Origin of the sequence: Pseudanabaena sp. 'Roaring Creek', assembly GCF_001402795.1 — a bacterium.
In the GTDB taxonomy this organism is placed as follows: Bacteria; Cyanobacteriota; Cyanobacteriia; order Pseudanabaenales; family Pseudanabaenaceae; genus Pseudanabaena.
In genome coordinates this window covers 1-10,985 of sequence record NZ_LIRE01000715.1, presented here as the reverse complement: position 1 = coordinate 10,985, position 10,985 = coordinate 1, and the positions used below count along the sequence as shown (strand labels likewise).

At 41.6% G+C, this 10,985-nt stretch carries 11 protein-coding genes and 1 pseudogene; 8 read left to right on the top strand and 4 right to left on the bottom strand.

The window, feature by feature from the left end; translation table 11 throughout:
• The first annotated feature begins 167 nt into the window (after positions 1 to 167).
• The 5 genes from AC805_RS20930 (at position 168) to AC805_RS20915 (ending at position 3,642) form a co-directional block, all read left to right on the top strand.
• Complete coding sequence (locus AC805_RS20930; protein ID WP_055077196.1) at positions 168 to 1,910, top strand: hypothetical protein; 1,743 nt, start codon at positions 168 to 170, stop codon at positions 1,908 to 1,910.
• 237 nt (positions 1,911 to 2,147) lie between these two features.
• Entirely contained in the window at positions 2,148 to 2,300 is a 153-nt protein-coding gene (locus AC805_RS25835; RefSeq protein WP_156341511.1) for a hypothetical protein, read from the top strand.
• Positions 2,272 to 2,661: a DUF4291 family protein gene (locus AC805_RS20925; protein WP_231663973.1), complete on the top strand. Its 390-nt coding sequence runs from the start codon at positions 2,272 to 2,274 to the stop codon at positions 2,659 to 2,661. The genes AC805_RS25835 and AC805_RS20925 overlap by 29 nt, the downstream gene beginning before the upstream one ends.
• 36 nt (positions 2,662 to 2,697) lie before the next feature.
• A complete protein-coding gene (locus AC805_RS20920; RefSeq protein WP_197278806.1) occupies positions 2,698 to 2,979 on the top strand; it encodes a hypothetical protein in 282 nt (93 codons plus the stop codon).
• 228 nt (positions 2,980 to 3,207) lie between these two features.
• Complete coding sequence (locus AC805_RS20915; RefSeq protein ID WP_231663971.1) at positions 3,208 to 3,642, top strand: DUF2059 domain-containing protein; 435 nt, start codon at positions 3,208 to 3,210, stop codon at positions 3,640 to 3,642.
• Between the two features lie 278 nt (positions 3,643 to 3,920).
• On the opposite strand, the pseudogene AC805_RS20910 reads toward AC805_RS20915, so the two are convergent.
• Both AC805_RS20910 and AC805_RS20905 read right to left on the bottom strand, forming a co-directional pair.
• Positions 3,921 to 4,230 (bottom strand): annotated as a pseudogene (locus tag AC805_RS20910) (SfnB family sulfur acquisition oxidoreductase); the annotation flags it as partial.
• Between the two features lie 196 nt (positions 4,231 to 4,426).
• On the bottom strand, positions 4,427 to 4,699 hold the full coding sequence (locus AC805_RS20905) for a hypothetical protein (protein WP_156341510.1): 273 nt from the start codon (positions 4,697 to 4,699) through the stop codon (positions 4,427 to 4,429).
• A gap of 236 nt (positions 4,700 to 4,935) precedes the next feature.
• Between AC805_RS20905 and AC805_RS20900 the strand changes: the two genes are divergently transcribed.
• A complete protein-coding gene (locus AC805_RS20900; protein ID WP_231663964.1) occupies positions 4,936 to 5,922 on the top strand; it encodes an alpha/beta hydrolase in 987 nt (328 codons plus the stop codon).
• A 116-nt stretch (positions 5,923 to 6,038) separates the two neighbouring features.
• On the opposite strand, the gene AC805_RS25280 is transcribed toward AC805_RS20900, so the two are convergent.
• Positions 6,039 to 7,562, bottom strand: coding sequence for a tyrosine-type recombinase/integrase (locus AC805_RS25280; protein ID WP_082429590.1), 1,524 nt, complete (start codon positions 7,560 to 7,562; stop codon positions 6,039 to 6,041).
• Positions 7,563 to 7,701: 139 nt separating this feature from the next.
• Positions 7,702 to 8,919, bottom strand: a complete 1,218-nt coding sequence (gene tnpB / locus AC805_RS20890) for an IS200/IS605 family element RNA-guided endonuclease TnpB (RefSeq protein ID WP_055077192.1) — start codon at positions 8,917 to 8,919, stop codon at positions 7,702 to 7,704.
• Positions 8,920 to 9,461: 542 nt separating this feature from the next.
• Between tnpB and AC805_RS20885 the strand changes: the two genes are divergently transcribed.
• Complete coding sequence (locus tag AC805_RS20885) at positions 9,462 to 10,130, top strand: cytochrome b/b6 domain-containing protein (RefSeq protein ID WP_055077191.1); 669 nt, start codon at positions 9,462 to 9,464, stop codon at positions 10,128 to 10,130.
• 185 nt (positions 10,131 to 10,315) lie between these two features.
• Positions 10,316 to 10,870: a hypothetical protein gene (locus AC805_RS20880; protein WP_055077190.1), complete on the top strand. Its 555-nt coding sequence runs from the start codon at positions 10,316 to 10,318 to the stop codon at positions 10,868 to 10,870.
• Positions 10,871 to 10,985: the final 115 nt, after the last annotated feature.

Below are 10,985 nucleotides of genomic sequence, written 5' to 3'. Positions count from 1 at the left end.
CCTCTTTTCTGGGATAGCGATATCAAGATTGAATATGATTCTCAAATATTTGATATCCCTTCTCATAAGTTTGTAAATAACGAGAAATATGTATTTATTTATCTCAACTATTCATGCAGTTGTGAATTAGGTTTTTTAAGAAGTCTTTAAGGTCAGACTGTAAAAAAATGGCTTGTAAATGTGGTTCTAAAAAGAAGAATAATGCTCCTGATACTTTTGTATTGGGGGAAGGTAGTATCTGCTTTCTGCTTGGTTTAGATTCCCCTCTTTGTCCTTTACTTGATAAGATACCTAGTCTTATTGGAAAGCCTTGGAAAGATATATTAAAAACTGTTGCGAAGAAAGTTTTTAATATTGTTATTAATGAAATTACTGGGGCAATTGACACCGCTAATTTTTGTCTTGTCGAACCAACATTACCGAGTGAAATAACTTACGGTGATGTTTTCAACTGGTTAATTTCCTACGTTCCTGAAATTGGATTATTATCTAGCCCAGATAGTTTGCTAGCTAAAATCACTCAGTACTATCTATATCAAAAGTATTTTGATTATTGCGAGTGTAATAAATGCCCCGATCCTCCCCCTCCTCCCGATAGCTCTTCTTCACCTGCTTACAGCGCTTCATGTGCGGCGGCAAAAGCATTAGAACCTCAAATTAATGAAATTATTAGTAGTGTTAATCAGCTAAATACACCTGTTAATGAAGCATGGATTCAACCATCAATAAGTAGCTCTTCACTGCCTTATGACAGATTTGTAAATCAAGAAGCATTACTTACATATATAAATAATCGGTTTCCCCCCCCAGGATATGTATTTAGTTTTGAGGCTGATGGCAGTAATGACGCTCAGGCAGTCCCGACTATAACAACTAGGTTAGTTGGGTGTGCAACTGTTTACATTAAAACTAGAGCTGTAATTGTCACTAATTCACAAAAATTTAGAATTAGACAATTGATGCCTGATGGTTCTTATTCAAACCTTGGAACTTGGCAAACTTTTAACTATTCGCTATCGAATTCTCTTGTATGGGTTGATGACGGTGCTTGCTGTAGCGTGGTTCCCCCTAATAACTCTTTTCCTAGTGATGTGGTTTTACCTCCACCCGATTTTATTAAACGATTCCCCGACGAGGGCGGACGCGATCCAAATTGCAATGAAGAATTTATTGATGTTCCTGTTTTTGTCGATTGTGGCGATCGCGGTAGCATCCGTTTAGCTCTTAATGTTTCGGGTAGGGATGAGACAATCTCCGTAAAAGATACTGTCTTATGCAAGCATCCGCAGTCGAATATGGTGCTTAAAACTTGTTTACCTTCCGTTCCTGGTTGCATGGACTCGACCGCAACAAACTATAACCCGCTTGCCACGGTGGACGATGGTAGCTGTAATTATGACAATTTTGATTGCACAACCTTACAAGAGCAATACACCACTTGGGGAACAAATGACGCGACTTACTACAAGAGTATTGGAGCCGATCTTCCCAGCCAATTGCAATACATGCTTAGTAGTTTTGCAACGAATCCTGATTATACTAGCCATCCCCAATGTGCAACCCTATTTAATCAGTGGTATACCGATGCTTGGAACAATTATTTAAATCCTCCACAAGTAAGCGGTTGCATGGACTCGACCGCAACAAACTATAACCCGCTTGCCACGGTGGACGATGGTAGCTGTAATTATGACAATTTTGATTGCACAACCTTACAAGAGCAGTACACCACTTACGGAACCAATGACGCGACTTACTACAAGAGTATTGGAGCCGATCTCCCCAGCACATTGCAATATTACCTCAGTAGTTTTGCAACGAATCCTGATTATACTAGCCATCCCCAATGTGCAACCCTATTTAATCAGTGGTATACCGACGCTTGGAATGCTGTGGCTGATTCTCCCTAGTGGGCAATGGTGCTAGCTAATTAGCACTCGATCTCTTCTTTGGGGCTTCTGTCTAGGTTCTTTGGGGCTTTATTCTAAAATTTTTTTCTCTGATTAAAAAAAGCTCATGGATCTAGAATTGCTCCCAAGGAGCTACCGATTGAGTCTACAAAGCGATCTCATTTAGGAGCAAGTTGGTTCAAAATCCGCACAAAACCCCAATAGAATATTGATTATTGAATAATTGGGAACGCCTCTATGATCGTCAATCCTGACCAAATTACTACCACGACGGGCGCGATCACTGCCATTAGCGCTACGTTGGCTTCGTCTGGTATTTACCCGCAATATCTGGGTTTACTGGCTGCTATTTCTCATGTGATTGGGGCATGGTTTACTAATAAGCAGTAGTATAAATTTCTTACTGGGGATTCATTCAACGAATATTCCTGAGATTTACGAAAACCAGCAAGCTTGGAGTGAGGCTGTTAAAGCCTCTCAAGTTCGTTTGCAATGGGATCCCGATCACTCGCCAACAGGAGAAAAGCTACAACGTCGGGCAATCCAATTAGGTTTACAAGGGGAAGTAGCAATCAAATATTCACGAGAGTGGATTGTAAATATTGAAGATATTTCGGAGTTTGTTGCAGAGCAACGACAGCATGTCATTGCCAAAAATTATGATATGCTTCTCACCCCAAGCGAATATGCTTACAAGGTGAGCGATCTTGAGACCGCAAAAAAATTACAGCTATCAGAATCGAATGAGTAATAAATTTTATGCTTGTGTCCCAGCTAGAGTTTTAGAATGATGGATGTATATCTTAGTCTTGTTGTTATTCGCTCCGTTAATTTGGAGAAATCCATTAAATTTCATCAAATGCTAGGCTTGAATTTTGCTAAGCATCGTCATGGAAATGGATTGGAGCATTTTGCTAGTAGGATAGGACAAGTTACTTTCGAGATTTACCCTCAAACAGCTCGAATGGAGGTGACAACAGGAACTAGATTAGGATTTCAAGTTCTTGATTTAGATGCGATTGTGATAGAACTACAGAACCCAAAACCAGAGAGCGTACCGCCCGCGTAGCGGGCGGTACGCTCTCTGGTTTTTTACATGTTTAGAATCGATCGCCAAGATTTGATAAGGTATGATCAAGGAACGACCTATGGTGGTTGATGGGCAACATTGTACCGCCGATATATTCATTATCGAACTTCAGGTGCTTAAATTCTAATGTTTAAAGTAAAGTTGAAATTTTCAAGGTTTCTTGGATTGTTACTGGTCATCTGCTTTACCTTCTTCACAGTATATGCAGTGAATTCACAACAACTTCCTCTAATTGAGTACCAATCCAAAATATCCGCCAGTGAAACTTCCAATCATAAATTAGCAAACGACGTACTGCTAGAGATGGGAATTGCCCAAAGATACGATACGCATTTCGATCACTTGATGGGTACGTTAATTGGTAAGGGCGATGATTTTAAGCTTTATACAAGATTCAGAAAGATGTTTGTGCGAGAAATTGGGTGGAGTCATTTTCAAGATGACTATGCAGCAAGACTGGAAGCCGATTTTTCAGAAGATGAATTAAAGGAATTATTAAATCTATCAAAACAACCTGTGATGAAAAAGTTTTTGTTGTCTGAAGGCAAAGCATATATGGATACATCTAAACAAAGGTTTAAAATGGGATTTGAATTGTGGGAAAACTATAATAACGGTAAAGTCAGGTTGCCATCAGACTAGATTCTCTAATCATAAAGAACTACAAGAAACCTTTTAAAAGGTTTCTTGGTTTGGATTTGAATGCAAATCGCTGTAAGTTCCATTTATGTAGTGGATAAACATAGCTTAATTATTAGCTATGTTTATCCACCTATACCAAAACACAAAATGGCGTAGCCATTTTGTGTTTTGAAAACCCTTACTGGGTTTGGTTTTTAATTCACGAAAGTGTGACAACACTTTCGTGAATTGATATTACATTCTATTGTAAATTATCCCAACTCAAGCGGGGATTGATCCTAAAGCCAAGGATGACGAGGTGGGTTTTCGGCATTCAGGTAGAAGTTGCCAACGGCGTAGTACTTCCAACGGGCGGGGTCATGAAGAGTATGGGTGCGGGCAGCGCCAATGGCGATCTAGGTTATATTGTCTCAGGGTTGACTTGGTGCCTGCTAGTTCAAATAGTTTGTTGCTTGCCAGAATTGATGCTTCGGCGGCGATCGCTTTTGCTTCGGCAACGGCGATCGATGCTTCGGCAACAGTGCGATCGGTGGGATTGGCATTGGCAAGATCGATATATTCCCCCGAGCGACGTAGCAATGATTCAGCCTGATGGGCGATCGCGATCGCCTCTTGATCATCCTTAATGATGTGAGCTTGTTTACGGTTTTCCTTAATATCCAATACGGAAGTCATAAATTCGTCCTTGATCGCATGTTAAACGTTGAAATTTTTGTTAAAAGCTAGACGGCGACGAGGGAGCGCTCGGATTTACGCTGCGAATCCAACTGGCGCACCAGTGGAATTACATCACGCCCAAAGGCGGGTAAATCGTCGGTATAGTGCAGGAAGCCTCGTAGTCAGAGCTCCAATCGGTGCGTTGGGGAATTTTACTGATGACTAGCCCACCACTAACATTTGGTACCCAGTATGCAAATTTAATATCGACCACGATCGATCCTCTTTGAATGAAATTTGGAGATAAATTCACAGACATCAGTTTTGACGGTTGAACTGGCGCGTGAATTTTGGCAGCTTTAGCAGCTTTTGATATGCCCGAATCATAGAGACAGGGCAATCCAAAGGATTTGTATCATCATAACTGCTTAATCTGCGATAACTCGATAGAGAAACCGTAGTAGAGTGAGTATGCCAGATTTTTTACAGAAAAACAAGTAAATAAAAAAAGTAAATAAAAGTAAATAAAAAAGTAGATCGCCACTTATCTATTTGATTGGGATTTGTCCTCAGCAAAACTTGCATTGCTACTCCCTTCCCAGTGAAGAATTAGACATTGCGGCGCGAAGCGCCGCAATGTCTAATTCTGGGAGTATATTTGATCAAGCAGATAGCGAGGTAGGGGCAATGGCAGCATTGAAGTTTTTTAGACTCGGAGAAAAAACTAGAAAGATTCTGTTCCTATTTGTACTGGTGGTCTTCTTATCCTTGAATGCTTTGTCTTACTTGGGCGCTTATGTGCTAACCCACTATAGTTCCGCTGGACATTGGGGGTTAGGAATTCCTAAATCTACCAGTTCCACAATTCCCAGTGATATTGGGCTTGAATATGTCACACAACGTATCCCTATCAATCAAACTGAGTGGCTAGAGACTTGGTTTATTCCCACGCAAATGCCTGTATCTAGTGGCACTGTTTTGCTTTTTCCTGGTAATGCAGGGAGTAAAGCTATACAACTTCTAGCTCCAGCCAAGGTGTTTCATCATTTGGGCTACGATACTTTGCTTATTGATTTCCGAGGTTTAGGAGGTTCTAGTGGAAATACGACAACTCTTGGTGTACGGGAAGCTAAAGATGTTGCTCTTGCTCTGACTCATGCTCAACGTTTAAATTTTCAGCGCCCCTTTATCCTCTATGGTGTGTCAATGGGAAGTGCGGCGATTCTTAAAGCAGTGGCCGATGAAACAGTTCATCCTGATGCTGTGATTCTTGAACTTCCTTTTGCACGACTTTTAGATGCTGTTAGAAGTCGATTGAGAGAAAACTGGATCCCATCATTTCCGATCGCTGAGATGATTGTCTTTTGGGGAAGTGTTCAGCATGGGATCAATGGTTTTACTCATAATCCCGTAAATTACGCCAAGCAAGTTCAATGTCCTGCTTTGTTATTACATGGAAAGCTGGATAAATGGATTACGTTAGCGGAGATCGATCGCATCTTTCAGAATTTACAAGGTTCTAAGAAACTAACCATTTTTCCGAACGCGGATCATAGCTTGCTCGTTACGGTTGATAAAGAACTGTGGCAGCGAAGCGTTGAGCAATTTTTAAAGAGAGTTTAGAATAAATATTATTGCAGTACAAGGCACCTCATTTATTTTTTTTTGATGTAGAGCTTTCCAGAGAATTGCCCCGCATATTAAACTTGCGGGGCAATTACGGGCAAAGTAATCGATTTTCAAATTAGATCGCCTAGTAAACTTGACAATTCGCCTTGCATATTTGTGCGATTGTCGTCGTAGAGCATGAGGGTGTCTAGCTTCTTATGTCGCGATAATTTTTGCACTTTGCGAACGTTGCCATTGGTGGCATCAAGGGCGGCGGTGATCGCAGAATGGCGGATGCGGTGGGGAGACATTTTTTTAGCAATTCCTGCATCTTTAGCAAGTAGATCAACAATTTGGTAAATTGCCGTACCCGTTAGTCTGTGACCGTAATTAGCAGGATCCAGAGAATGGAATAAAGGGCGATCGCTATTTTGTGTCTTAATCTGAGATAGCCAGTCTTGAATTGCGCTTAATGTTCCCAAACTAAGACTGATGAGACTCTTTTGAGAGCCGCGTCCCTTACCTAAAATTTGGAGCGATCGCCCTTCGCTATCAAAATCCCCGATATTTGCGCTCACAACTTCATTGCGACGCAAGGCATTATCCCAAAGCAGTCGCAAAATCGCAAAATCGCGTTTTCCTTTGATCGTAGTTCTATCTATTTTTAAAAGCATGGCGCGGATACCTTCGGGCTTAATCCCTGTCGTATCGCGGTAGGTTTGGACGGACTCAGTTTGGACATCATCGAGATTCCATTCGCATTTACCTAGCTTAGCGGCGAAATTTACCAAGGATTTTAGAGCCGATAGACGACGATTAATTGTGGATTCTTTTAAGCCTTGAGTAATGAGATCTGACTTGTAGCGCAGGGCGATCGCGATCGCCTCAAATCGATTTAACTGTAAAAATTGCGCTATGACTGATTCGGTGGGCTTTTGTCCGTAGGCAGCAAGAAAGAAGTAACGTAAATCCTTCTCATAGGCGCGTCTAGTGTTGAGACTACGTTTGTCAGATAGAAGAGAATTGAGAATGTCTGGTTGAAATTCGGTCAGAGCGTAGGGAATGGTGCTTATTTGCGTCTCATGGGTATCGAAATGAGTCCTATCTTGATTCTCATAATCCAATTTAGATACTATAGGCAATCTCACATGAGTCTTGCTAGTCTCGCCTATAGTCTTATTTTGCGTCTCAATATCTTGATTTAAGGCATATTTTTCTTGACTGAAGCGCAACTGTTCAGGGGCGATCGCTTCAGCGATCCCTGCTTTGGTTGCAGCCCGTTTGACAATGCCATAGATGGCTGTCCCCGTAAGCCTATGACCATACTTTGCGCGATCTAGGGATATAAATAGCGGTGCTTGAAGGGCGATAGTATCCTCCGCAATATGAATCAGATTGAGCCAGTTTTGTAATGCGTCGGCTGTGTCTAATGTGAGACTAATAATTTCCGATGGATTTTGTTGATTTTGGTGTTTGTAGCGACATTGAATTTGCAGCGATCGCTGATCGTAATTAAAATCGCGAATACTAACCGCCGCTACCTGCTGCCGCTTCAGCGAGCTCCCAATTAGTAAGCACAAGATCGCGTAGTCTCGCTGTCCTGCCATAGTGCAGCGATCGCAAGCTGCGAGAATACGCTCTGCTAGATCGGTCATTGAGATCGGTTATTTGCCATCATGATTTATTGCTAAACACCTTAAAAGCGATCGCCACTAAGATTGCGCCCGCTAAGAAAGGCATCCAGTTATAACGAATTTGATAGAGCAGGTTAGTGAACTACCAGACGCTGACCGCTTAGGCGGTACAGCACTGGCTTCCTGATTCAACGGGGATAGCGTCCAACAAAACCGAAGTTTTACCAGATCGACTTACATCCCCTCCACAGGCAGACTCGCTAGTTCCTAACGAGATAACTCGTACTGAGCCGAGTCGAAGTATCCGCAAGGCTTCATTTCTAATATTGATCGCTGCATTTACATCACGGTCATGGCGCGTACCACAATAATTACAAGTCCATGCCCTAACATCAAGAGTGAGATTATCAACTCGATTTAGGCATACATGACAAGTTTTAGAGCTAGGGAACCATCGATCTATCTCGATATATTGTCTTCCTTCACTTTCAGCCTTGTACTTGAGCATTGTGCAGAACATACCCCAGCCGACATCACTAATCGCTTTGGCTAGATTATGATTTTTGCCCATGCCCTTGATGTTGAGATTTTCCACTGCAATAACTTGGTTTTCGTTTACTATCTTGCGGGATAGTTTGTGCAGAAAATCTTCGCGACATCTGGCAATCTTGGAGTGAACTTTTGCCACTGCCAATCTTGCCTTTTTACGGTTTTGGCTACCTTTCTTTTTCTTGGATAGCTTTTGCTGTTTGCGCTTTAAGTTGCGCTGATGTTTGATAAAGAATCTAGGATTATCAAACTTAGAACCGTCACTGGTAATCGCAAAGTGAGTTAGCCCAACATCAATACCAATAGCTTTGTCCACTGGCACTAATTCAGGATTAGCTTTACCATCGTCAACCAAGACAGAGACAAAGTGTTTCCCGTCAGGATTACGAGATACAGTGACGGTTTTGACAGTCCCTTCAAAATCACGATGACGCTGACATTGGACTAATCCAATTTTAGGTAAATTAATCTTGTCACCGTCAAACTTGACGTTTTGGGGATAACTAATTGACTGCCTACCATGCTTTGACTTGAATTTAGGCAACATTGCCCGTTTATCAAAGAAGTTTTTGTAGGCAGTGGATAGATTCAATGCAACTACTTGCAAGCATTGAGAATATGGGTCTTTTAACCATTCATATTCTTTCTTGAGTGCGGGGAGCAAGCCTTGTATATACCCCCTAGTTAGTCCCTTACCAGTATTTTTATAAGTTTCTTGACACAAGTTTAAGGCATAGTTCCAGAACCATCTCGCACAGCCAAAAGACTTTGCGAGCAAGAAACCTTGCTCACTTGTGGGATAGATTCTGTATTTGTATGCTTTATACATTTATCAAGAATATTGAATACTGATAAGCTAACTATAGCATAGACAAATTCTATTGATTCGCTATCGCTCAATTTATTTTCTGGCTCACTTTCTCTTGCTGAGCCTGTCGAAGTATCCCGTCACTCATCCTTGTAAACGGATAGAGTGCGGGACTTCCCGTTCGCGTTAGTTAAAAAAGTAGCTAGCCTCTCGTGATACCCATGCGGCAACAACGATCGCACCAACAAACATCACAAAGTACATGACGTATTTAAGCATTGTTCTATTCCCTAAAGAATCCTTTTCAAAAATGAATTAACAACAAAGGCAAAACGAAAAGGCAATACAAATAAGCGTCCATATTCCGTACTGCTCATGAATACCAAAACTTAACCATTTGAGCGATTGCGATATAGCTGGAGCGCTAGCCAAAGGTGACCCCGTAAAAAACATCGTAATATTAAATACAAGGTGAGCAGCCAAAATCGCTAAAACTTTGCTTATTACGCTTTTGCTCATTTTTATTTTATCTGCAATTCATTAGCAATCATAGCAAAAAGCTTATGTCGCGCAATACTCCATACCAGCCTGTTTTACTTCGCTTATTACATAATGCGATCGCTTTATTAGTCTTTGCTGCCTTAATTACGGGATTTATGGTTTATGACCGATATGACAAGCGTTTTGGAACCCTTAACTTACCCATAATTCGCGATACCCAAGGTATTCACGGCATGATCGCCCTTATATTTCTGATCGGATTACCAATCTTTGCTTTGTATTGCTTTCATATTGGATCGCGACGCTTGGTACAGCCTCCCCTATCACATTTTCAAGAAGTTGGTAAACCGATTTGGTGGGTCGCCATCCAAAGGCTGGTTAATACGACAATCCTTTTATCGGGAACCCTTGCCGTAATCACAGGAAGGATGATGGATGAGGAATGGCTTCCCAATCAAGACTTTAACCATGCAGGATATATTGGGCATCTAATTTCATGGGTATTGATGATTCTCAGCATTGCTATGCATCTATTGATGAGTGCCAAGGTAGGTGGAATGCCGCTATTACTATCTATATACAGTTGGCGAATTCGTGCGGAAGATACCCCGATCCATTGGTTTAAAGGCTTTAAGATTAAGCCATCCAGCCCAATTCTTCTTATGATGGAAGTTCTGGTAATTGGGGGCATTGCGATCGCCTTTATATTGCCAGTCTTTTACTCTAAATAAAAGTTCGTTAATTAAGTCGCAAATCCCAAAACCTGAGTGTTGTCACACTTTCGTGAATTGGTATTACGTACAAAAAGCGGCTTTGTGTCTCAAATGGGGCTTAATAGTCTCTAAATGAGTCCCATAATGATTCTTACTTTCTAATATAGATACGTTCCTTTATCCCTCTATTTTTATGTAAACCCATGAAGAAAAAAGACTTAACTTTACGTAGCGACCATAGTTGGGAATCGCAAGAGGGGTACAAGATATTTGTAGCCGATCGCGGAGCAGTGCGGTTTGATTTCCCAAAGGATTGGATTGTTAAATTTAAAGAAAAGTCCGTTAGTTTTCACGATCTCGAACCCACCGACGACACAGGAGCCTTAGAAATGTCCTTTAATCGTCTTCCTCCCCATGATTGGAGCACATTTCCCCTCAAAAAGACCCTTCAGCAGATTCTCGATGATGACAAGCGCCAAATCACCTCCAAAGGCAAAGTGACGAGCGCTAACCGTGATGGCATGAGATTGGTTTGGTGCGATATCCAATATATAGACGCTACCGAAAAAAGACCCGCCACATCGCGTATTTTGGTAGGTATTGGTGGCAATGTCCAAGTTCTCTTCACGTTTGATTATTGGACAGAGGGAGAAGCGCAAATGCGCGAAGTTTGGGAGGCAATGTTGCGATCGCTCCGTCTCGGTTTATTCATCCCCGATCCCACAAGAGGACATATCGTCAATCCCAATCTTAACTAAGGGAATTGCTATTAATTAAAGTACCTGTGGCTTCGACTCCGCTCAGCCAACGTTAGCTGAGCGGAGTCGAAGCTAGATAACTTTGGTGGGACATTTTTTATCCGCAAGAGCCTAA

Bases quoted from the DNA above. Each gene is read 5' to 3' on its own strand.
- AC805_RS20930 (WP_055077196.1), top strand. From the start codon at position 168: ATGGCTTGTAAATGTGGTTCTAAAAAGAAGAATAATGCTCCTGATACT.
- AC805_RS25835 (WP_156341511.1), top strand. From the start codon at position 2,148: ATGATCGTCAATCCTGACCAAATTACTACCACGACGGGCGCGATCACT.
- AC805_RS20920 (WP_197278806.1), top strand. From the start codon at position 2,698: ATGATGGATGTATATCTTAGTCTTGTTGTTATTCGCTCCGTTAATTTG.
- AC805_RS20900 (WP_231663964.1), top strand. From the start codon at position 4,936: ATGTCTAATTCTGGGAGTATATTTGATCAAGCAGATAGCGAGGTAGGG.
- AC805_RS25280 (WP_082429590.1), bottom strand. From the start codon at position 7,562: ATGACCGATCTAGCAGAGCGTATTCTCGCAGCTTGCGATCGCTGCACT.
- tnpB (WP_055077192.1), bottom strand. From the start codon at position 8,919: ATGTATAAAGCATACAAATACAGAATCTATCCCACAAGTGAGCAAGGT.
- AC805_RS20885 (WP_055077191.1), top strand. From the start codon at position 9,462: ATGTCGCGCAATACTCCATACCAGCCTGTTTTACTTCGCTTATTACAT.
- AC805_RS20880 (WP_055077190.1), top strand. From the start codon at position 10,316: ATGAAGAAAAAAGACTTAACTTTACGTAGCGACCATAGTTGGGAATCG.